The sequence below is a fragment of the Paraburkholderia sp. SIMBA_054 genome, assembly GCF_046534875.1.
GTDB lineage: Bacteria > Pseudomonadota > Gammaproteobacteria > Burkholderiales > Burkholderiaceae > Paraburkholderia > Paraburkholderia hospita.
In genome coordinates, this window is sequence record NZ_JAWRXV010000037.1 from 20,297 (window position 1) to 40,384 (window position 20,088).

At 64.4% G+C, this 20,088-nt stretch carries 20 protein-coding genes; 12 read left to right on the forward strand and 8 right to left on the reverse strand.

The genetic code is table 11. The features are described 5' to 3' along the window. Positions 1 to 136: 136 nt before the first annotated feature. From SB822_RS34975 to SB822_RS34995, 5 genes are all read left to right on the forward strand, one after another. Positions 137 to 712 carry a flavodoxin family protein gene (locus SB822_RS34975; protein ID WP_090838236.1) on the forward strand — a complete coding sequence of 192 codons (576 nt, stop codon included), beginning with the start codon at positions 137 to 139 and terminating at the stop codon, positions 710 to 712. Positions 713 to 880: 168 nt separating this feature from the next. Continuing rightward, positions 881 to 1,828 (forward strand): N-acetyl-gamma-glutamyl-phosphate reductase, encoded by a 948-nt coding sequence (gene argC, locus SB822_RS34980; RefSeq protein ID WP_090838238.1) that lies wholly within the window; start codon positions 881 to 883, stop codon positions 1,826 to 1,828. A gap of 487 nt (positions 1,829 to 2,315) precedes the next feature. After that, the gene (locus SB822_RS34985; RefSeq protein WP_090838240.1) at positions 2,316 to 3,725 is read left to right on the forward strand and encodes a DUF2957 domain-containing protein; all 1,410 of its coding nucleotides are present in this window, start codon (positions 2,316 to 2,318) and stop codon (positions 3,723 to 3,725) included. A 133-nt stretch (positions 3,726 to 3,858) separates the two neighbouring features. Next, positions 3,859 to 5,106 (forward strand): DUF2957 domain-containing protein, encoded by a 1,248-nt coding sequence (locus tag SB822_RS34990; protein ID WP_090838271.1) that lies wholly within the window; start codon positions 3,859 to 3,861, stop codon positions 5,104 to 5,106. Positions 5,107 to 5,285: 179 nt separating this feature from the next. Next, the gene (locus SB822_RS34995) at positions 5,286 to 6,122 is read left to right on the forward strand and encodes an OmpW/AlkL family protein (protein WP_176133939.1); all 837 of its coding nucleotides are present in this window, start codon (positions 5,286 to 5,288) and stop codon (positions 6,120 to 6,122) included. A gap of 210 nt (positions 6,123 to 6,332) precedes the next feature. Here the strand turns inward: SB822_RS34995 and SB822_RS35000 are convergent, their stop codons facing one another. After that, positions 6,333 to 7,262, reverse strand: coding sequence for a LysR family transcriptional regulator (locus tag SB822_RS35000; RefSeq protein WP_079483706.1), 930 nt, complete (start codon positions 7,260 to 7,262; stop codon positions 6,333 to 6,335). A gap of 95 nt (positions 7,263 to 7,357) precedes the next feature. On the opposite strand from SB822_RS35000, the gene SB822_RS35005 reads away from it, so the two are divergent. Beyond that, positions 7,358 to 8,647, forward strand: coding sequence for an MFS transporter (locus SB822_RS35005; RefSeq protein ID WP_090838242.1), 1,290 nt, complete (start codon positions 7,358 to 7,360; stop codon positions 8,645 to 8,647). A 52-nt stretch (positions 8,648 to 8,699) separates the two neighbouring features. Here SB822_RS35005 and SB822_RS35010 read toward each other — a convergent pair whose 3' ends face one another. Both SB822_RS35010 and SB822_RS35015 read right to left on the reverse strand, forming a co-directional pair. Beyond that, positions 8,700 to 9,347: a LysE family translocator gene (locus tag SB822_RS35010; protein WP_042314107.1), complete on the reverse strand. Its 648-nt coding sequence runs from the start codon at positions 9,345 to 9,347 to the stop codon at positions 8,700 to 8,702. Positions 9,348 to 9,475: 128 nt separating this feature from the next. Next, the gene (locus SB822_RS35015; RefSeq protein ID WP_090838244.1) at positions 9,476 to 10,345 is read right to left on the reverse strand and encodes an NAD(P)-dependent oxidoreductase; all 870 of its coding nucleotides are present in this window, start codon (positions 10,343 to 10,345) and stop codon (positions 9,476 to 9,478) included. Positions 10,346 to 10,446: 101 nt separating this feature from the next. On the opposite strand from SB822_RS35015, the gene SB822_RS35020 reads away from it, so the two are divergent. Continuing rightward, the gene (locus tag SB822_RS35020; protein ID WP_090838246.1) at positions 10,447 to 11,202 is read left to right on the forward strand and encodes a Mut7-C RNAse domain-containing protein; all 756 of its coding nucleotides are present in this window, start codon (positions 10,447 to 10,449) and stop codon (positions 11,200 to 11,202) included. Positions 11,203 to 11,301: 99 nt separating this feature from the next. After that, entirely contained in the window at positions 11,302 to 11,589 is a 288-nt protein-coding gene (locus SB822_RS35025) for a hypothetical protein (RefSeq protein WP_007747873.1), read from the forward strand. A gap of 148 nt (positions 11,590 to 11,737) precedes the next feature. On the opposite strand, the gene SB822_RS35030 is transcribed toward SB822_RS35025, so the two are convergent. Continuing rightward, positions 11,738 to 11,947, reverse strand: a complete 210-nt coding sequence (locus SB822_RS35030; RefSeq protein WP_009769951.1) for a hypothetical protein — start codon at positions 11,945 to 11,947, stop codon at positions 11,738 to 11,740. A gap of 339 nt (positions 11,948 to 12,286) precedes the next feature. Here SB822_RS35030 and SB822_RS35035 point away from each other — a divergent pair, with 339 nt between their 5' ends. Beyond that, the gene (locus tag SB822_RS35035; RefSeq protein ID WP_090838273.1) at positions 12,287 to 13,240 is read left to right on the forward strand and encodes a DMT family transporter; all 954 of its coding nucleotides are present in this window, start codon (positions 12,287 to 12,289) and stop codon (positions 13,238 to 13,240) included. A 54-nt stretch (positions 13,241 to 13,294) separates the two neighbouring features. Here the strand turns inward: SB822_RS35035 and SB822_RS35040 are convergent, their stop codons facing one another. The 3 genes from SB822_RS35040 to SB822_RS35050 all read right to left on the reverse strand — a co-directional run bounded on the left by SB822_RS35040 (position 13,295) and on the right by SB822_RS35050 (position 15,191). Then, positions 13,295 to 13,561, reverse strand: a complete 267-nt coding sequence (locus SB822_RS35040; RefSeq protein ID WP_079483709.1) for a hypothetical protein — start codon at positions 13,559 to 13,561, stop codon at positions 13,295 to 13,297. Next, positions 13,558 to 13,752: a hypothetical protein gene (locus tag SB822_RS35045; protein ID WP_009769954.1), complete on the reverse strand. Its 195-nt coding sequence runs from the start codon at positions 13,750 to 13,752 to the stop codon at positions 13,558 to 13,560. The genes SB822_RS35040 and SB822_RS35045 overlap by 4 nt, the downstream gene beginning before the upstream one ends. Positions 13,753 to 14,021: 269 nt before the next feature. Further along, complete coding sequence (locus SB822_RS35050; protein ID WP_244144682.1) at positions 14,022 to 15,191, reverse strand: YbfB/YjiJ family MFS transporter; 1,170 nt, start codon at positions 15,189 to 15,191, stop codon at positions 14,022 to 14,024. Positions 15,192 to 15,576: 385 nt separating this feature from the next. Between SB822_RS35050 and SB822_RS35055 the strand changes: the two genes are divergently transcribed. Continuing rightward, complete coding sequence (locus SB822_RS35055) at positions 15,577 to 17,163, forward strand: diguanylate cyclase (protein ID WP_090838248.1); 1,587 nt, start codon at positions 15,577 to 15,579, stop codon at positions 17,161 to 17,163. A 286-nt stretch (positions 17,164 to 17,449) separates the two neighbouring features. After that, a complete protein-coding gene (locus SB822_RS35060) occupies positions 17,450 to 18,400 on the forward strand; it encodes a GGDEF domain-containing protein (protein ID WP_007747888.1) in 951 nt (316 codons plus the stop codon). Between the two features lie 10 nt (positions 18,401 to 18,410). On the opposite strand, the gene SB822_RS35065 is transcribed toward SB822_RS35060, so the two are convergent. Further along, positions 18,411 to 18,761: a LacI family DNA-binding transcriptional regulator gene (locus SB822_RS35065; protein WP_090838250.1), complete on the reverse strand. Its 351-nt coding sequence runs from the start codon at positions 18,759 to 18,761 to the stop codon at positions 18,411 to 18,413. A 128-nt stretch (positions 18,762 to 18,889) separates the two neighbouring features. On the opposite strand from SB822_RS35065, the gene SB822_RS35070 reads away from it, so the two are divergent. After that, positions 18,890 to 20,080 (forward strand): phytanoyl-CoA dioxygenase family protein, encoded by a 1,191-nt coding sequence (locus SB822_RS35070; protein WP_090838252.1) that lies wholly within the window; start codon positions 18,890 to 18,892, stop codon positions 20,078 to 20,080. Positions 20,081 to 20,088 lie beyond the last annotated feature (8 nt).

The window sequence follows — 20,088 nt, forward strand, 5'->3', positions numbered from 1 at the left end:
CTTTCGCATCAGCGATAAGGGCGATGCCGCAGTTATCTCGCCGCGTCTCGAACAACTCAGGCCCGGTGACAGAATGAGCGAGGCTCACGTCCACTCATTCGGGATCGAATCGCGATTTGCAACGAGGGAGTTGTCTATGTCAAGAATCATCATCGTGTATCACAGCGGCTACGGCCATACGAAGAAGCTCGCCGAAGCGGTGCTCGCGGGCACGCTCGACGGTGGAGCCGATGCAAGGATGATCGCGGTCGGTGAACTGGACGACGCGGCATGGGCCGAGCTGGACACGGCCGACGCCCTCATCTTCGGCGCGCCGACCTACATGGGCGGCCCGTCCGCCGACTTCAAGAAGTTCGCCGACGCGAGTTCGAAACCGTGGTTCGCGCAAAAGTGGAAGGACAAGGTGGCGGCGGGCTTCACCAACTCGGGGTCGATGAACGGCGACAAGTTCTCGACGATCCAGTATTTCATCACCCTCGCGATGCAGCACGGCATGATCTGGGCGGGCATGGGCATGATGCCCGCCAACACGAAGGCGGCGACGCGCAACGACCTGAATTTCATCGGTGGCTTCGCGGGCCTGCTCTCGCAGTCGCCTGCCGACGCCACGCCCGACGAAGCGCCTCCACCCGGCGACCTCGACACGGCAAAGGTGTTCGGCGCGCGCATCGCGGCCGTGACGGCGCGCTGGAAGGCAGGACAGCCGTCATGAACGCGCCGGGGTACGCGGAAACGCAGCTTGTCATGCCGCTGTCACTGTTGCGGCGCAACGTGTTTTTCGGCCAATTTTGCGCACGCGCCGCCTCACGGTCTTAAAATAACGTTCCGGCGCAGCCAGCGCCGCGTTTTCCCGCCGTTTTTATCAGCCAGCGAGATCGAGATGAGCACGAAAGTTTTTGTCGACGGACAGGAAGGCACGACCGGCCTGAAGATTTTCGAATACCTGTCGCAGCGCGCAGACGTTGAAATCCTCCGCATCGAAGAAGCGAAGCGTAAGGATATCGACGAGCGCCGTCGTCTCATCAACGCTTCGGACGTCACCTTCCTGTGTCTGCCGGACGTTGCGTCGCGCGAATCGGCGTCGCTCGTCGAGAACGACCGCACTGTGCTGATCGACGCGAGCACCGCGTTTCGCACCAGCGCCGACTGGGCGTACGGCCTGCCCGAGCTAGCCCGCGCGCAGCGCGAGCGCCTGCGCACGGCGAAGCGCATCGCCGTGCCGGGATGCCATGCGTCGGCGTTCGTGCTGGCCATGCGTCCGCTCGTCGATGCGGGCGTCGTGTCGGCGGATTTCGCTGCGCACAGCTACTCGATCACCGGCTACAGCGGCGGCGGCAAGAAAATGATCGCGGACTACGAAGCGGGCGGCAACGCGAAGCTCGACAGCCCGCGTCCGTACGCGCTCGGTCTCACGCACAAGCATCTGCCGGAAATGGCCGCGCACACGGGCCTGAAGAGCGCGCCTGTCTTCACGCCGATCGTCGGCAACTTTTACAAGGGCCTGGCCGTGACGACATACTTCACGCCGGGCCAACTGTCCAAGCCGACCACACCGCAAGACGTGCAGGCACTGTTCGCCGAGTACTACAGCGGCGAGCAGTTCGTGCGCGTCGCGCCGTTCAATGCGGACGACAACCTCGACAGCGGCTTCTTCGACGTCCAGGCGAACAACGATACGAATCGCGTCGACCTGTTCGTGTTCGGCAACGAAGAGCGCTTCGTCACGGTCGCGCGGCTCGACAACCTGGGCAAGGGCGCCTCGGGCGCGGCGATCCAGTGCATGAATCTCGCCATCGGCACGAACGAGGCGACGGGCCTCAAGCGCTGACACTTCGCTAGCGGACGGCGCCCGCCGTCCTGCGTGTCACAAAGCCGGCATTCAAACGCCGGCTTTTTCTTTTTATGCTTGCCAATCCGTGATTTAAAACGCCTCATTCAAACGCGGATTAACACCTTTCGATTTTCTCACTATCTCCAGCAGTCCTTATAGCAGGTATTTACTGCTCCCCGTTTTATTCTCCTGGGCATCTATTACCGCATAGGGATATTCCGGATTTTTTTACGAACGAGCGTTCGAAGATGATAGATGCGCTTTTCGGAGTCGCCCGCCGATAAAGGCTCAGCGGCGACACGACAAATCCGTCCGATGCAAAAAATGCTGTTTTGTTTTAAAAGGCGCGCTTCGAAGCGCCATGCGACTCTCCGCGATAAATGCGCTGTTTGAATCGGGTTTTTTAGATGGTTCGTTCAATTGACAGCCCTAAATCGCGCGGCGAAATTAGCTCGCAAATTACACAAATCAGGGAGACAGCAGCATGTACGCCAATTCAAAATGGCTGGCATGTGCCATTGCCAGCGTGCCGTTTTTGTTCGCCTGCGGAGGAGGAAATGCGGGTGATCCCGGCGCGATCAACGCGAACCAGTGCTCGGGATCGAGCTGCGGCGTGCAAGGGCCGCCTGCGTCGACGGCCACCGCAGGCTCGCTCTGCCCCGCCGACGCCAACATCGGCCAGAGCACCTATCTGGGCGGCGCAGGCAGCGGCGAAGTAGTGTCGTTGAACATCGACGCCGTGAAGATGACGTACACGCTGAAGTTTCTCGAATCACCGATCCCGGTATCGGCGGGCCAGGTCGACAATACGCGCGCAGGCACCACCGTCACGGGCGCCGTCATGCATCCGCCTGCGGGCATGCTGCCCAATGCCGAGCAGACGCGCTGCGCATTCATGCTGACGCCCGCGTCAGGCACCGCGCCTTCGACGGGCGCAACCTATACGACGCCCTTTTCGACCACCAATCCGCCCATCGTCTTCGTCGGCAAGGGCGTGGCAGGCGGCGGGATTCCGGGCGCCGACGTCGCATACGCAGGCAAGACGATTCTCACGTTCCAGAACGTCGGCGCCGTCACGCCAAGACATTTCGACTTCTATCCGTTCCTCGGCTTCGCAAGCACGACGACGGACCTCTCGAAGCTCGCCGGCAACTATAACGGGCTGCTCTATCACATCGTTCCGTCGGGCAATTACGCGGCGGCCGCCGCCCAGACATCCGAAACGTTCGATGCCAACGGCGCCTGCTCGTCCGCGACGAACACCCCGCCCGCGAATGGCAACGCAAGCCCGACGCACTGCCTGTCAATGGGTGACACGCCGACGCTCAACGCGAACGGCTATTTCGACAGCACCAACGCGCCACGCATCGAAAGCCAGTTGGTGCTGCCGCTGCTGGGAGCGAGGGGCAGCTCGTCGGCTCACATGATCCTCGGTCAGCTGAACGGCGCGACCGTCCCGGTCGTCGTCAGAACGGGACACGTGTTTACGGGCACCGGCGCGATCCCACTCGACGCCGAAGTCGACGACGAATCCGGCATCGCGCTGCTGGAAACCGCGACTTCGCTCGCGTCGGGCGGCTTCGACGGCGGCTATGTCGGCGCGGACTCGAACTTCAAGTACACCGCGTCGCTGATCCAGGGCGGCGTCGGCACCTTCATCAATCCGTCTACGCAGGCGGCCGAAAGCGGTTTCGGCCTGGGATACGGCGGCGGCAATCCGGGCCTCGTCAGCGTCACCGACAAGCAGGGCAACACGGGCTTCGCAATCGCAGGCGGCGGCCTCTACGCGATCTTCATCAACGGCACCGAAAACGGCGGCCTCACGCCGAGCTCGGCCAATTCCGACACCGCTAGTTCGCCGTACTTCAGCGTCGGCGCGCAGATCGGCAAATAAGCCTTACCCGAATCAACAGAAAGGGCCGTGCATGGCAGGAGGCAACACGGGCAGAAAGCAGCATCGCTAGATGAACAAGACCGAGAGGCGGCTGGACTGGGAGCTGGCCGCCCATAACAAGACTGGAGGCACGATGAACTGGAAGACCCTTTCGGCGCTGGCCTTTGCAGCGCCATTGCTCGGCGCGTGCGGCGGCGCGGGCAGCGAAGGCGCGCCGCCGACGGAAGCGCGCCTGTGCCCCGCGTCGCTCGACTACGGCACGACCTTCACGGGCGGCGGCGGCGACGGCGAACTCGTCAAGCTGCAGCTCGATACGACGAAGATGACCTGGCAGGTCGCTTACATCGAGTCGCCGATTCCCGCCACGACGGGCACGGTCGCACCGACCCGCAAGGGCCAGACGGCATCGGGCACGTTGACCCAGGAAACGCTGCTTCCCACCAACAAGCTCAACCAGTGCGCGTTCCGTCTGAATGGCGCGAGCCTCGATCCGAACCGGCCGGCGCGCATTTTTGTCGGCGAAGGCGTGGCGGGCGGCACGATTCCGGGCGCCGAAATTTCGTTCGGCGGCATTCTCGGGCAAGGCGCGGTCCCCGACACGAAATTCCCGTACTACCCCTTCATCGGCTTTTCGACGATCGAGACGAATCTGGCGAACATCGTCGGCACGTACAACCAGCTCGGCTATCACCAGATTCCATCGCAGGGCTTCGCGCCGACTGTCGTCGATACGAAGATCACGATCAACGCCGACGGCACCTGGACCGAGTGCGACAACGCCGGTGTCAATGCCGGCAAGTGCCAGCAACCGGGCACGAACTGGACGCAATCGTCGAATGGCAGCGGCGCATTTGAAACAGACAACTTCCAGGGCCAGGGCAAGCCGACGCTCGCCTCGTCGCCCGTCGGCAAGGGCTTCATGATCGTCGGCAAGCTGCGCAACCAGAACGTGCCGATCCTCGTCCGCACGGGCGTCGCGAACTCGACGCTCACGCCGAACCCGCAGAACGGCATCAGCGGCCCTGTCGCCGATGATGAATCGGGTATCTCGATCCTCGCGCCGCAGGCGAACATCGCCGTCAACTCGCAGAACGGCGAGTACATCGGCGTCGACAGCGAGTTCAACTACCGCACCAATGCGCTCGTCGGCACGCAGGCGACGCTGCTCGATCCATTCAATGCGTCGCAGGCGTCGCTGACCAAGGCCCTGAATCTCGACTTCACACAGACCGTCCCCGGCGTCGTGACGTCGACGTACGCGAACGCGGCGGCAGGCAGCGCGCCGACCGGCAAGTTCGTTTTCACGGGCGGCGTGTACGGCTTCCTGGACTTGTCGAACGCGTCGTCGCCGTACTTCACGATCGGCGCCTTCGTCCAGTAGTGGGCGCGAGGTCCACCGCATAGAACGCCACGAGGCGACCGCCACCCGGCCGCTTCCCTGCCCGCGCGCAGGGAAGCGGGCAACCGGGAAGCGCAGCAGACGGCACGAATAACGCCGTCGCGCGCGAGGCAGGCCGCCCGCTCAGGAGGAACACAATGAGAAAGCTCTTGGACGCGGCAATGCCCAATGCACTCGCCGCTGTATGCGCGGCTGCATTGGCCACACTCGCGATGCCGAATGCCTATGCGCAAAAGGCGGGCGACAATCTTGTCTCGCTCGGCTGGTTTCACGTGATGCCGCAGGATTCGAGCACGCCGCTCACGACGCACGTCGCGCCCGTGCCGATCAACACGCCGCTGCGTCTGCCGAACTCGTTCACATCGCCTGGCACGAGCCTGTCGACGAACAGCGCCGATACGCTCGGCCTCGTGTTTTCGCACTTCGTCACGGACCATTTCGCGGTGACGTCGGTGGCGGGCGTGCCGCCGAAGTTCGAGCTGTACGGCCACGGCACGATTCAGCCGCCCGGCCCGGCGGGCGCGCTGGGCAAGCAGGATATCGGCGACCCGGCCGTCAACCCGATCGTCAAGAGCGTGCGGCAATGGAGCCCGGCGCTGATTTTCCAGTATTACTTCGGCGAGTCGACGTCGAAGTTCCGGCCGTTTGTCGGCATCGGCGTGTCGTACAACTGGTTCAGCGACATCCAGCTGAATGAGAATTTCGTCACGTCGACGCAGAACAACCTCGGCGCCATTCTGGCAGCGGGCGCGGGCAAGACGGGGAAGACGACCGTGGAGGCGAAGGCGTCGTCGTCGTGGCAGCCCGTCTTCAATGTGGGCGCGATGTACAACATCACCGACCGTTGGGGCGTCACGGCGTCCGTTACCTACATTCCGCTGAAGACGACTTCGTCGACGATCATCAAGGCCGCGGACGGCACGGAACTGGGTGTATCAAAGGCCGAACTGAAGGCCGACCCGATCATCACGTACCTCGCGCTGTCGTACAAATTCTGAGCGCGCTACGGATGGGCAAACGCAGGGCAAAAAAAAGCCCGCCAAGGTGGCGGGCTGAATCCATATCAGAGGAGACATGGAGGAGACAAGACGAACTATAGCAAATCACTTGGTGCGTTGCAACATGGCACGTTAGAGCACTGGTTCTACGTTGCCAAAGGGTGACAAAACGTCGCATCAATCCTTTCGGATGCATTTTTGTGCTCTGCATCATCCGACAGAATGAGCCAGCGCCAGACAGGCCGCATCCTTTTCCAGCTTTTCGACCAGCGCGTCGCGCATCAATTCGACGGGACGTACGAGGCGTCCTGGCAGCGCGCCATGCACGAGCCACACGTTCAGACCGTTCCGGAAGTCCTGCACGTCGATGACCTGCAGCGCCTCCCGATGCGGACTGCGCGCGAGCACTTCCGGCGTCGCGAGACCCACGCCCAGCCCGCGCGTCACCAGCGACAGTTGCAGTTCCGAGCCGAACGCCTCGACGGCGACGTTGAATGGCAATCCCGCCGCCGCCATCGCGCGACTCAGCGCGGAGCGCATCCCACAGCCGTCCTGATTCAACACCCACGGGTAGCCTGACAAGGTCGCGAGCGTCGCCGGCTCGTCGGCAATGCCGAACGAACGCGGCGCGACAACCACGGTCGGCTTGTAGGCAAGGAGCGTCGACGTCAGCCCTTCCGGCAACGGCACGCTTTCCGGCAGCAGCACCACGGCGGCATCCACTTTCGCCTGCTCGACGATCTGCAACAGACCCGGCGACCAGCCCGCCGTCACACGCAGCGTCAGGTTCGGGAAGGCGCTGCGCAATCGGTCGATGGGCTGCTCCAGCGCAAGCTCGGAAAGAAACGGCGGCACGCCGATCTTGAATTCGCCCGTCGGCTCGCTGTCCGGCGATGCAACAGACATCAGATCGTCGACGGCGCGCAGCACCGTGCGCGCGAGGCCGTACACCTCGTTGCCCGCTGCCGTCGGCTTCAGTGGCTTGCTCTGCCGGTCGAGCAATTCGATGCCGAGCATCGTTTCGAGGTTCTGCACGCGGCGCGTGAGACCCGGCTGCGTCAAGAACAGCTTCTCGGACGCCCGCACCATCGATCCGCTTTCGACCACCGCCACAAAAGCCTGCAAGTCACGCGTGTTCAAAACAACCTCGCATAAACATTATCGAGATAATTCAATTGTCGCATAACGTCGGCGTCCCTACGATGGGCCGGATCGAAATCTTCCGGAGCCGAACCATGAACCAGCCCGCCGACACCTGTCCGCGCAGCCTCGCCGCTACATCACCGCCGCAGCCACACTCCGCCGCGCCGCCCGGCCCAACGTTGAGCACGCCGTTGACGCTTTTCTTCGCCGCAGCCGTCGGCGTGATCGTCGTGAATCTGACGGCGGCGCAGCCGTTGACGGGGCCGGTCAGCCGCGCGCTGGATCTGCCGCCCGAACTGGCCGGGCTGATCGCGATGCTGCCGCAACTCGGCTACGCAGCAGGTTTGCTGCTGCTCGTGCCGTTGTGCGATCTGCTCGAAAATCGACGGCTTATTTTCCGGACGCTTGTTTGCTGCGCGGCGTTTCTCGCGCTTTCGTCGTTCGCGCGCTCCGGTTGGATGTTTCTTGCGTCGGTGTTCATGGCGGGCGCGACGTCGAGCGTGATCCAGATGCTCGTGCCGATGGCGGCGTCGATGGCGCCCGAAAGCCGGCGCGGGCGCGCCGTCGGCAACGTGATGAGCGGACTGATGCTCGGCATTCTTCTTTCACGCCCGCTTGCGAGCGTGATCGCCGGAACATTTGGCTGGCGCGCTTTCTATTGCATCGAAGCGTTCGCGGACGCTTTGCTGGCCGTCGTGCTGTACGTCCAGTTGCCGAGCCACACGCCGCACGCCACCGCGCGCTACCCTGAACTGCTGCGCTCGCTCTGGACGCTGCTGCGCACCGAACCCGTACTGCAACGGCGCGCTACGCTGGCCGCCCTCGCGCTCGGCGCGTTCAGCGCTTTCTGGACGGCCATCGCGCTGCGGCTCGCGCAGCCGCCGTTCTCGCTCGGCATGCAAGGCATCGCCGCGTTCGCGCTGGCGGGCGCGACGGGCGCGATCGTCACGCCGCTCGCCGGTTATCTCGGCGATCACGGCGCGGGCCGCGCGACGCAGATCGTCGCGCATCTGGTGATGATCGCGGCCGTCCTCGTGCTGGGCGTCGCGGGCGCGGGCTGGGGCGGATTCTCGCCAGCGGCGCATCCTGTGGCGGCGCTCGCGCTGCTGGTCGCCGGCGCGGCAGCGCTCGACGCCGGGGTCATCGCCGATCAAACGCTCGGACGACGCGCGATCAACCTCATCAACCCCGCTGCACGCGGTCGGTTGAATGCGCTCTTTGTGGGAATTTTCTTTGTCGGCGGGGCAATTGGCGCCGCGTTATCAGGCGTTGCGTGGGCAAGGGCCGGATGGAGCGGTGTGTGCGCAGTCGCGCTGGGGTTCGCGGTTGCCGTGTTTCTGTTCGGTTTCGCCGATCGCGCCGCGCAAGCCGGCCGTCAGTGACGAAAGAGCGCTCGCCGCGCCATGAGACGAGGCGAGCGCTGAAAGGCAGGCGTCAGTGCCGCACCAGCGCCATCATCGCGCCAAAGCCGACGAACACGCCGCCCGTCAACCGGTTGAAAGCCTTCGCGACGCTGCTGCTCTTCAGCTTCGCGCCGATCCGCGTGCCGCAGCCCGCGTAGACCATGTACCAGCTGACTTCCATCACCGCCGTCGTGGCGACGAGCACCGCGAACTGTGGAAGCGTCGGGCGCGAGGCGTCGATGAATTGCGGCAACAGCGCGGCCGAAAACAGAATCGCCTTCGGGTTGCTGCTGCCGACCAGAAAACCGTTGCGCATCAGCGCACCGCGTGACGGTGCGCGCTTGCCGCCCATGACACCAGCGGAAGCGTCCGCTTGCGTCGCCGCGGCTTCGCTCGCGGGCGCGCGCCACGCCTTCACGCCGAGCCAAATCAGATAAGCCGCGCCGAGCAGGCGCAGCGTGTCGAATGTCGCCGGCCATGCTTTCAGCAGCACGCCGAGGCCGGCGACGGAAACGGCCAGCATCAGCATCAGCGACATCAGGCAGCCGGCCATCGTGGCCGTCGTTTGACGCATGCCGTAACGGGCGCCGTGCGTCATCATCAACAGCATGTTCGGGCCGGGAATCGCGCAGACAACGAAGATCGTGGCCACGTAGAGCCACCAGGTATGCAGAATCATGATGCGTATTGCTCGATGGAAATGAAAACGGGCGGAACGAGCATTATGCTCGCCCCACCCGCTCTCATGCAGTTCGCAAAGCTGGCCTGCGCGAATGAGCGCAAGCAAAGACGACGAGCGCCGCGCCCTCAACGCCCCGCGCGGCGCGCTGCGACCTGGCCCAGCACGGCGAAATCCTTCTCGCCGTCGCCGTGTGCGACGGCTTCGATCAGACTGTCGCGCACCACGCTCGCCACCGGCAGCGGCGTCGACACCGACTCGGCAGCCGCCAGCGCGAGACGCACGTCCTTCAGGCCGAGACGCGCCTTGAACAACGCCGGTTCGTAGCGCTGTTCGGCGATCATCTTGCCGTAGCCCTGATACACGGGACCGGGGAACACGCTGTTGGTGATCACATCGAGAAAATCCTGCATTGCGACGCCGTGACCGCCGAGCAAGGCCGACGCCTCGCCCAGCGACTCCACCGCCGACGCCAGCATGAAATTCGCCGCCAGCTTCACGACGTTGGCCTGCTGCGGCAGCGAGCCGATCCGCCACGTCTTCTGGCCGATCGAATCGAACACGGGTTGAACACGGTCGATCGCTTCGGCGGGCCCAGCGGCGACGATGGTCAGCTTCGCTGCCGCCGCGACGTCCGGCCGGCCCATGACGGGCGCCGCGACGTAGTTCAGGCCGCGCCCGGCGTGCGCTGTCGCGAGTTCTTCCGCCAGCGCGACGGAGATCGTCGCCATGTTCACGTGAATCAGTCCACGCGGCGCGTGCTCGAGCAGCGACGCGCTGATGACGTCGCGCAGCGCGGCATCGTCGGCGAGCATCGAGAAGACGGCGTCGCCCGTGAAAGCTTCGGCGGGTGAACCGACGATCCGCGCGCCCAGTTCGACGAGCGGCCGCGCCTTGTCCGGCGAGCGGTTCCAGACGCGCACGCTGTGCCCAGCTTTCAGCATGTTTGCGACCATCGCGGCACCCATTTCGCCGAGACCGATAAAACCGATGTCCATCAATGACTCCTGTTCAAGAACCCGAAGTAGAGCATAGCCACGCGTGTTGTGCAGGTAATTGCCCATCGGCGCTGCGTGAGGCGCGGTGCCATACTGGCGTCATGGTTACGGCCACCTTCCGCTTCTACGAAGAATTGAACGACTTCCTGGCGCGGCCGCTGCGCCGGCAGTCGTTCAGTTGCGAGTGCGCGCGCGCCGCCAGCGCGAAGCACATGATCGAGGCGCTCGGCGTCCCGCATACGGAAGTCGAGCTGATCCTCGTGAACGGCGAATCGGTCGGCTTCGATCACCCGTTGCAGGAAGGCGACCGCGTGGCCGTCTACCCTAAATTCGAGGCGCTCGACATTCAACCGCTGCTGCGCGTGCGCGAACGCCCGCTGCGCGTGGTGTGCTTCGTCGCCGACGCGCATCTCGGCGGACTCGCGCAACTGCTGCGGCTCGCGGGCTTCGACACACTTTACGACAACCACTACGCCGATTCGCATATCGAGTCGATTGCATCCGATGAAAACCGCATCGTCCTGACGCGCGACCGCGAACTGCTGAAACGCCGCACGATCACGCATGGTTGCTATGTCCGCACGCTGAAACCCGAGGCGCAACTGAGGGAAATTTTCGACCGGCTCGATCTGGCGGGCAGCGCGCGGCCGTTTCGCCTGTGCCTCACGTGCAACGCGCCGCTGCGGCGCATTGCGAAAGACGAAGCGATTGGGCGCGCGCCAGAAGGCGTGCTCGAACGGCATGCGCAGTTCGTGACCTGTGACGTGTGCCGGCGCGTTTTTTGGGAAGGCACGCACTGGCGACGCATGCGCGCGCTGATGGACAGCGTGACGAATGCGGAAGCGCCGGCGAAATAGCCGCGGCATCTCGCGCGGCGATTCGGCATGAGTCCGGCATTCACGCGCCGCGCGATGCGTACAATGCTAGATTGCTTACCTGTTTAGAGGCCTTTCCGCATGGCAATGAAGAAATTCGACCTTGAGAAAAACAAGGCACTGAAACTCGGCAACGAGATGAAACAGTCGCTCTCCGCCGATCGCTTCGGCAAGGCGTCGTCGCTACAGCCGCAACTCGACCGGCGCGAGCAGCGCAAGCTCGATCAGGCCAAAGGCCTCGTGCCGTTCGCGTGCAAGCTGCCGGATTCGCTGGTCGATCAGTTGAAGGAGCGCGCTGCGAGTCATCCCGAAGGCATGAACGGACTGATCGCCGAGCTGCTGGTCAACGGACTCGCAGCGGGCGTTTGAGCGGCGCTGCGCGCTTCATGGCGCGGGAACGGCTCGACAGTGCGGTAAAGGCGCCTCGAATGGGCTGCAAACGCGCCGCAAACGCGCCCTAAAAGCAAAAGGCCGAAGCATCGCTTCGGCCTTTCTTTTTGCTGCGCGAACGGGCTGCTTAGTTCTGCGTGCCCTTGTCGTTCGTGCCTGCAGCCGATGCAGCCGACGACACACCAGCGCGCTTGCCGTGCGTCTTCAGTTGCTTGTGAGCATGCTTCGGCTTCGCGGCGCTAGCTGCTGCCGGCGCTGCATCGGATGCCTGTGCGAAAGCTTGAACGGACACCAGCGCGAGCGAGGCGGTGACGAGCGAGGCGATGATCTTCTTCATGTGTGTTATCCCCAAACCTGACGACTGTAAGTCAAATGTTGAATTGGAACCGCATGATGGCGAAGCCTGCTGGGCCACACAGCGCCCGGCGGCTCCCCGCGGGGAGTATCACGCAGCGTCGGCTGTTTGTCATCCCATAACCTTCGATATGTATTTTCCGGGAGACAGCTTCCTTACCGATTGCTTTCATCGCCTCGACGCTTCGCCGACGGCCATACAGGTATCATGTCGGCTGCCATTCAATGACCGTCGTTTCGTCTGAACAGAAGGCGCGCGATGCGCCTGCGCCGCATCGGAAGCTTGCCGCGCGAAACGATCTGTCCTGTCAGGAATTTCCGCTTGAAAACCACCACCCGCCAACACCTGCGCGCGAATCTGCTGATGCTCGTCGCCGCGATGATCTGGGGCAGCGCGTTCGTCGCGCAACGCCTGAGCCTCGATTCGATCGGTCCGTTTCTCTTCACGGGGCTGCGCTTTCTGCTGGGCGCGTTCGTTGTCCTGATCGTGTGGTCGGTTGTACGGCGGCGTCGCAAGCAGGCGGGCGCGGATGACGCACCCGCTTCTCTTGTGCCTTCCCGCGCATCGACGCTATGGCGCGACGGCGCGCTGCTCGGCCTGCTCGTCGCCGTGTCGATCTCCTGCCAGCAGATCGGCCTGCAATACACGAAGGTGGCCAACGCGGGCTTCATCAGTTCGTTGTATGTCGTGATCGTGCCGCTGATCGGCGTGGTGCTGCGTCATCAGACGGGCATCGGCGTATGGCTCGGCGCGCTGCTGGCAGCGCTCGGCATGTATTTTCTGAGTGTCGATGAACATTTTTCAATTCTGTACGGCGACTGGCTGCAACTCGCGGGATCGATCGTCATTTCGGCGCAGGTCGTGCTCGTGAGCCGCTTTGCGCGCCGTCACGATCCGCTGGCGCTCGCGCTGGTGCAGTTCGTCGTGTGTGGCGTGGTCAGCCTCGCGGTGGGACTTGCCGTCGATCCGTTGCGCATCGCCGACATCGTCCGCGCCGCGCCCACCATTCTTTACGGCGGCGCGCTCTCAGTCGGCGTTGCATACACGATCCAGGTCGTCGCACAAAAGGATGCAGCGCCTGCACACGCGGCCGTGATTTTCAGCATGGAAGGTGTGTTCGCCGCGCTCGCCGGCTGGCTCGTGCTGGGCGAAACGCTGGCGACGCGCGCGCTGCTCGGCTGCGGGCTGATGCTGGCGGGATTGATCGTCTGCCAGGTGATGCCGATGTGGACGGCGCGGCGCGAAGTCTCGTCGGACTCGGCGGAACCAGCCTGAAACGCGGTCGGCGGGCTGGCTCAGGCTCGCATGGGCCGGCCGTCGCGACCGATGCTACGCTGCCGCCTGCGCGCCCACCTGGCGCCAGCTTTCGACGGGACGACGGCGGTTCGACGTCGGCGGGAACACGCACCAGCATCCGTCGTCGTGACGAAAGAAGAACAACGAACGCAGACCATCCGGCGCGGACGTTTCGACACGCACGTAGCGCGTGTGGTCCCATTTCGTGCGGCCGAACTGCGTGACGTGCACAGGCGCGGAAACCGGCCCAAGCCATTTCTCGACCAGAAAACGCAGCGACTGTTCGGTGGCGTTTCTCATGACGTTCTCCACGTCGTCTTGTCGCGGGTGCTTTCGCGTGCGGTGTCCGGCTTCTCCTGCTCCTCTTCCGCCTCTTGCGCAGCAAGCTCGATCGCCCGTTGCGTTGCAGCCGCGCGCAGCGCCCTGCAATCTGCCGCATGCCGTATGTCCGACAGCACCCGGACCAGTTGTCGCGCGTTCCTGCGTTTCATATGCACCCCCGCACCGCACAAAAGACTTGAGAAAGCACTTTAACTTTAGGCGTTGATCTCACGTCTCTCTAGTTGTTTTGACGAAATAGCAACAGTCAAATTCGAATTGGATGACTGAGTATTTCATCGGTTTTCATCCTGCTCCCGGCTGCGCGCTCGATCTGTGCGCTGGCGACCGCAACGCAGCAACTGTGTGACCCAAATGGCGCCTGGAGTGGCACCGATTATGCGGTCGCGCGTTGTGCAATGCTTTCGCCGAAACGATCAGTTCACCGAATGGGTGTTTGCGGCAAGCTTGTCTGCAATGCAGCAAGTACCGCGCCAGCAGCGAGCAGGCATGCCGAATAGATGAGGCCTCGCTCCAGACCCACGCCGTCGGACACCAGCCCGATCACGGTTGGGCCGACGATCTGTCCGAACGCGAACACGATCGTGAACGCGCTGATGCCGCGGCCCCAATGCGCGGCGGGCAGATTGTGGCGCACGAAGGCCGTCGTCGACGCGACGGCCGACAGAAATGTCGCGCCGAACAGCACACCCGACGCGAACGCGACGACAGGATGTGCGACGATCGCGGGCATCAGCGTCGCCAGCGCGAGCAATGCATTGAGCAACGCGAGCGCCTGGCCGCCGCGCATGCGGTCGAGCAGCTTCGACCAGATGCGCGCCGACACGATCGTCGCAACACCGAGCAGCAGATAGAACCCCGTCACGACGCCTTCGCTCATGCCGCCGTTGCGCAGCAGCGCGATGATGAACGTCATGTAGCCGATATAGCCGACTCCAAACAGCCCGTAGCCGGCGAGCGCGAACGCGTAGCGCCGCATCGGCGCGGCGCGCGGCGTGGCCGCCGCGGCGTCGCCTGTACCCGTGCGTATCACGTGCTGCCTGTCGATGCCCCGCGCGGCACGCCCCGCGACCAACGACAACGCGACGCACGCCACAGCGAGCGCGAACCACGCCAGCTGCCAGTCATGCGCGCGATGCACGAGTGTGAAGGAAGCGAGCGAAACGGGAACGAGCAGCGCCGACGCGACGATCCCCCATCCCGTGCCGCCGTAGTACAGGCCGAGCACGAGGCCCGCATCGCGCGGACGCGATGTTGCGAGGCGCGCCGCCAGCACGCCGCCGCTCACGAAAATGAATGCGCTCGCGATGCCCGTCGCGACTCGCTGAACAAGCAGCGCGCCGGTATCCGACAACACGCCCGTGATGGCCATCAGCAGGGCCGTCGCCACGCATCCGCCGACAAACAGCGTCCCCGTCGACCAGCGACGCGACAGACGCGGAAACGCGAGCGCCCCGAGTAGATAGCCGAGCGCGTTCGCGGTGTTCATCGCGCCTGCCTGCGCGAAGCTCCAGCCGAGGTCGCTTTTCATCGGCGGCAACAGCAACGCATAGGAAAAGCGCGCAAGTCCCAGCGCAATCGCGCTGCCCATCGACAGGCTCACGGCCAGCCAGAGCGTCGGCCCGCGCCCTGGCGAGCCGATAGCATGGGCGGCATCGGCGTGTTCGCCAGCCGGTGGCGTCGCGCGTGATGCCTGTCGCGGGCTGCTTGCCGTAACACCGCTCAGGACACAGGTCCAGGCAATCACGCGTCGGGCGAAACCAGTCGTCATGTCGTTGTTTGTATCGATCGATTGGGCTATCACTGTACATCGCGAACGTTCGTTCAGCGTGCGTGTCGCGCCGTGTTGTATAGCGAGCGCGACTCCACCAGCGCCATCCGCGATGCATCGCCAGTGGCGACACCGCGCGCCATGCTTGCTGTGCGCTTCGCAACCCTGCTAGCGTAGCGGCACAATCACGACGGAGACGACGCTCGTGTTCAATCCGCTTCTCGTCCTGCGTCAACGGTTTCGCCATCTTGCGCGCAAGCGCGGAGCGGCCGTGTCGCAAGCGGTCGGCAACCGCCCGTTCCTGACGGGCATCGCGGGTACGCTGATCGCCACGGCGATGGCGGGTCTGACGCTCGCCACGCTGTACTCGGGACGCACCGATGCGCTGAATCACGCGCGCGAAACCTCGGCCAATCTGGTTTCGCTGATTTCGAGCGATCTGGCGCGCAACGTCGAGATCTACGATCTGTCGCTGCAGGAAATCGTCCATCGCTCGCAGGAGCCGACGGTCTGGCATCTGCCCGACGATCTGCGCCGCACCGTGCTGTTCGATCGCGCGACGCTCGCCGCTTACCTCGGCGGAGCCTATGTGGTCGACGAACATGGCGTGCTGAAGGCTACGCAGGAAGGCCCCGTCAACAAGAAGGTCCGGTTCGACGACCGCGACTACTTCGTCGTCCATCAGCGCAACCCGAACGCGGGTCTGTTCGTCTCGCATCCGTACCGCTCGCGGCTGCGCGAGCACGAGCTTTCGTTTGCGCTGTCACGGCGCATCGACGCGCGCGACGGCTCGTTTGCGGGCGTCGCGCTGCTCGCCGTACGCATCGCCTATCTGCAGCGGCTGCTCGACAAGGTCAACACGGGCCGCGACGGCACCGCGTTCATCCTGCACGAAGACGGCACAGTGCTCGCGCGCAAGCCGTACGCCGAAGCTATCATCGGCGTCAATGTCGATCGGTATCCGCAATATGAGGTCACGCACTCGGGAACGGCGGGATCGTTCATCGACGAATCTCCCATCGATCATGTGCGGCGCATCTACTCGTACGCGCATGTGTCCGACACGCCGCTCGTCGTGATCGTCGCGCCCGCCCTCGACGACGTGCTCGCCCCGTGGCGCAAGCGCAGCGCGGTCGCGGGCGCGCTGACGTTCACGCTGGGCGCCGTCGTCGTGCTGGTCTGCTGGATGCTCGCCTTTGCGCTGCGCGACAAGGTGCGGGCGCAGGCGCGCCTCGCCGAACTCGCGGCCACCGATCCCCTCACCCGGCTCAGCAACCGCCGCACGCTCGACCGGCACCTCGACGAAGAATGGCGCCGTGCGCGGCGCAATGGCGCGGTGCTGTCGGTGCTGTTCATCGACATCGATCATTTCAAGCGCTTCAACGACACCTACGGGCACGCCGCCGGCGACGAAGTGCTGGCCGCCGTGGCTGACTGCATCGCGTCGGTGGCGCGGCGCTCGATCGACGTGGTCGCGCGCTACGGCGGCGAAGAATTCGCGGTCGTGCTGCCCGATATGGGATCCAACGCTGCGGCGAACTCCGCCGAGAAAGTCCGCCGTGGCGTCGAGGCGCTGCGCATCAGGCAATTGCCGATCGTGACGGTGAGCGTCGGGTGCGCGACGGGCCGGCCTGCCGACGGCTGCAACGCCCCGGAACTGCTCGCTGCCGCCGACGCGCAGCTCTACGCGGCGAAGGCGGCCGGCCGCAACCAGGTGCAAGGGGTGGACTGGACGCAAGCTCAGCCGGACAGCCTGAGCGATCACACGGATCAGGCGAAGCGCCACGCGTGAGCATCAGGGCGCGCCGAGCCGTACAACTTTGCACGACTCCCAGAAACCTGCACGACCCGCAGAATTGCGGGCAAAACCGCTCACTGTTCACGCAATGGCCGAGCATCCGCCCGACGTAGACTTGATCCTGTCTCCACGTTCTCCGTGATTCTTCACGCAGTCGGAATCATTGGAACGCTTCGCGCCACGGCTTCGTCCGTGGCGCTTTTCTTGAGCGACACGGCGAACCTGGGACCGAGGCCGCGCTCCAACGACGCGGCCAGCTCGGAGACCCATCTGCACCGATATGAAATCGATCCAGGATCTGCGTACCGACGACATCGCATGTGAAGCGTTGCTCGGCGCGCTCGACGGCAAAAACAAGCTGGTCGCGATCTACGATACGAGCGACCGCCTCGTATTCGCGAGCAGCGCATTCAAGCACGCGTTCCGGCTCAACCGCGAGCGCGGCGAAATCACGTTCGCCGATCTCGTGATGCGCGGCATCCTCGGTCAATGCGGCACGCGTATCGAGGGCGATAACGCCGCAGCCGTGATCGGCGACGCGATCTCCGTGCGCCGCGAACGCGCCGGGCAGCGCAGCTTCGCGACGGAGCTGATCGACGGGCGCTGGTTCTGGATGACGGAATCGCTGCTGGAGAACGACTGGATCGTGCTGATCGGCACGGACATCTCGGCGTTGCGTTCCAGCGAGCAGGCGTGGATCGGCGCGCACGAACGCGCGGTGCAGGAAGCGCGTACCGACGTGCTGACAGGCCTCTCGAACCGGCGCCATTCGATGTCGGCGCTCGAACTCGCGATCACGGCCGCCGTGGGCACGGAGACGCCGCTCACGGTCGCGCTCGTCGATCTCGATCACTTCAAGCAGATCAACGACTCGCACGGCCACGCCGCCGGCGACGCCGTGCTGCGCGACTTCGGCGAAGTCTGCCGGCACGCGACGCGTCAGACGGATATCGCGGGGCGCATCGGCGGTGAGGAATTTCTGGTGGTGTTTCCGTCGACGTCGGTCGAGCATGGCGTGTCGGCTGTCGAGCGGATGCGCCGCCAGGTGATGAGCCGCCGTGTGCAGGTCGCTGGCGACTGCGCGATCCGTTATTCGTTTTCGGCGGGCGTATGCAAGGTCGAAACGAGCGACGATCTGAACACGACGCTCGCGCGCGCCGACAGCGCGCTTTACTCGGCCAAACGCGAAGGGCGCAACCGCACGATCGCGTGGTCGGCGCCGCTGCAGTGAAGCACGATCGCTAGGGACGCGCCGCGAACCGCGCGATGACATCGTGCGGAATGTTCTCCGGCGTCGTCATCGTCTCCTGCATCAGAAAGCGCGGCCGATGCAGGTCCGGCGCGGCGTCTTCCAGCGCGTCGCGGATCTCGTCGACGAAACGGCGCGGCGCTTCAACCACCACGTCGACGACGAGTTTGCGACCGCTCGTCGCTATTGTCAGTTGCTGCTCCTCCCGTTCCCCGATCGCTTGCCGAATGCGCCGCGGCGTGTGCTCGCGCACGTGCGCGCGTCCGTTCAGCAGGCGGTCGACGGTCGCCATGCCGAGGCCCGCCTGCAACGCGATTTCCTTGATCAGAAAGGGATGACTCATCGCTCACCGAGCGAATCCGCTGCCCGCTTTTGATGTGTTTTTGATGTTTCTTTGATCACGCAGCGGGGGAGATTGCGGATAAGCTGGTTCGCAGCATCGGACCACCCGATGGCATCGGAGGAGACGAGATGAACCCACAGCATCTGCCTTCAGGCGGACAGACCTGGTTTCGCGAGGCCGACTGTTCCGTCGACGACTTCGCGACGCTGATCGAAACCTCACGTGAAATGCGTCCACGGCCGCGCCTTGCGGCCGACCTCGCGCACGCCATACCTGTCTATGACGGCGATGCATTGCGGCCCATCGTGGCCGATGCGGCGCGCCGTCCCGAGCTGCTCGCCGAATGGGCCAGCGTCCTGCTCGACGGCGCCGGCGTGTTCGTGCTGCGGCGCGCGTACGACGACACGACCGCCATCGACGACGCGACCGCGATCTTCGAATCGATCATTCGCAGCGAGCGCAAGGCGGGCGGCGGCGCCGATCACTTCGCGAAGGCGGGCGCGAACGACCGCATCTGGAACGCGCAGGAAAAGCTGTGTCTCGCGGCACCCGACGTCTTCGTCCGCTACTTCGCGAATCCCGTTCTGGTGGCGGCGGCCGAAGCCTGGCTCGGCCCCGCGTACCAGATGACGTCGCAGGTGAACGTCGTGCGGCCGGGCGGCGAAGCGCAGCAGGCACACCGCGATTTCCATCTCGGCTTTCTCACCGTCGACGAAGCGCAGCGTTTTCCCGCACATGTTCACACGATGTCGGCGCTGCTGACGCTGCAAGGCGCCGTCGCACACACCGACATGCCCGTCGAGAGCGGCCCGACCAAGCTGCTGCCGTTCTCGCAGCGTTACCCGCAGGGCTATGTCGCGTGGCGCCGCGCGGACTTCCGCGCGTATTTCGAATCGCACTTCGCGCAGTTGCCGCTGCAAAAGGGCGACGCGCTGTTCTTCAACCCCGCGCTGTTCCACGCTGCAGGCTCGAACCGCACGCGCGACGTGCAACGGATGGCAAACCTGCTGCAGGTGTCGTCGGCGTATGGGCGCGCGATGGAATCGCTCGACCGGACTCGCATGTGCAATGCCGTGTATCCCGTGCTGCGGGCGATGCACGCGCAACAGCGCCTCGACGCGGCGCAAACGGCGGCCGTCATCGCATCGTGCGCAGAAGGCTATGCGTTCCCGACGAATCTCGACCGCAATCCGCCCGTGGGCGGACTCGCGCCAGCGAGTCAGCAGCAGATCCTCGCGACCGCGCTCGACGAAAGCTGGTCCGACGAACAGTTCGCCGATGCGCTGCGCAACCTCGAGTTCCGCAACGCGACGCACTAGCCCCACAC

What these genes read in the sequence shown, in the direction of transcription:
- SB822_RS34975 (WP_090838236.1), top strand. Translation starts at nt 137, where the DNA reads ATGTCAAGAATCATCATCGTGTATCACAGCGGCTACGGCCATACGAAG.
- argC (WP_090838238.1), top strand. Translation starts at nt 881, where the DNA reads ATGAGCACGAAAGTTTTTGTCGACGGACAGGAAGGCACGACCGGCCTG.
- SB822_RS34985 (WP_090838240.1), top strand. Translation starts at nt 2,316, where the DNA reads ATGTACGCCAATTCAAAATGGCTGGCATGTGCCATTGCCAGCGTGCCG.
- SB822_RS34990 (WP_090838271.1), top strand. Translation starts at nt 3,859, where the DNA reads ATGAACTGGAAGACCCTTTCGGCGCTGGCCTTTGCAGCGCCATTGCTC.
- SB822_RS34995 (WP_176133939.1), top strand. Translation starts at nt 5,286, where the DNA reads ATGCCCAATGCACTCGCCGCTGTATGCGCGGCTGCATTGGCCACACTC.
- SB822_RS35005 (WP_090838242.1), top strand. Translation starts at nt 7,358, where the DNA reads ATGAACCAGCCCGCCGACACCTGTCCGCGCAGCCTCGCCGCTACATCA.
- SB822_RS35010 (WP_042314107.1), bottom strand. Translation starts at nt 9,347, where the DNA reads ATGATTCTGCATACCTGGTGGCTCTACGTGGCCACGATCTTCGTTGTC.
- SB822_RS35015 (WP_090838244.1), bottom strand. Translation starts at nt 10,345, where the DNA reads ATGGACATCGGTTTTATCGGTCTCGGCGAAATGGGTGCCGCGATGGTC.
- SB822_RS35020 (WP_090838246.1), top strand. Translation starts at nt 10,447, where the DNA reads ATGGTTACGGCCACCTTCCGCTTCTACGAAGAATTGAACGACTTCCTG.
- SB822_RS35025 (WP_007747873.1), top strand. Translation starts at nt 11,302, where the DNA reads ATGGCAATGAAGAAATTCGACCTTGAGAAAAACAAGGCACTGAAACTC.
- SB822_RS35030 (WP_009769951.1), bottom strand. Translation starts at nt 11,947, where the DNA reads ATGAAGAAGATCATCGCCTCGCTCGTCACCGCCTCGCTCGCGCTGGTG.
- SB822_RS35040 (WP_079483709.1), bottom strand. Translation starts at nt 13,561, where the DNA reads ATGAGAAACGCCACCGAACAGTCGCTGCGTTTTCTGGTCGAGAAATGG.
- SB822_RS35045 (WP_009769954.1), bottom strand. Translation starts at nt 13,752, where the DNA reads ATGAAACGCAGGAACGCGCGACAACTGGTCCGGGTGCTGTCGGACATA.
- SB822_RS35050 (WP_244144682.1), bottom strand. Translation starts at nt 15,191, where the DNA reads ATGGGCAGCGCGATTGCGCTGGGACTTGCGCGCTTTTCCTATGCGTTG.
- SB822_RS35060 (WP_007747888.1), top strand. Translation starts at nt 17,450, where the DNA reads ATGAAATCGATCCAGGATCTGCGTACCGACGACATCGCATGTGAAGCG.
- SB822_RS35065 (WP_090838250.1), bottom strand. Translation starts at nt 18,761, where the DNA reads ATGAGTCATCCCTTTCTGATCAAGGAAATCGCGTTGCAGGCGGGCCTC.
- SB822_RS35070 (WP_090838252.1), top strand. Translation starts at nt 18,890, where the DNA reads ATGAACCCACAGCATCTGCCTTCAGGCGGACAGACCTGGTTTCGCGAG.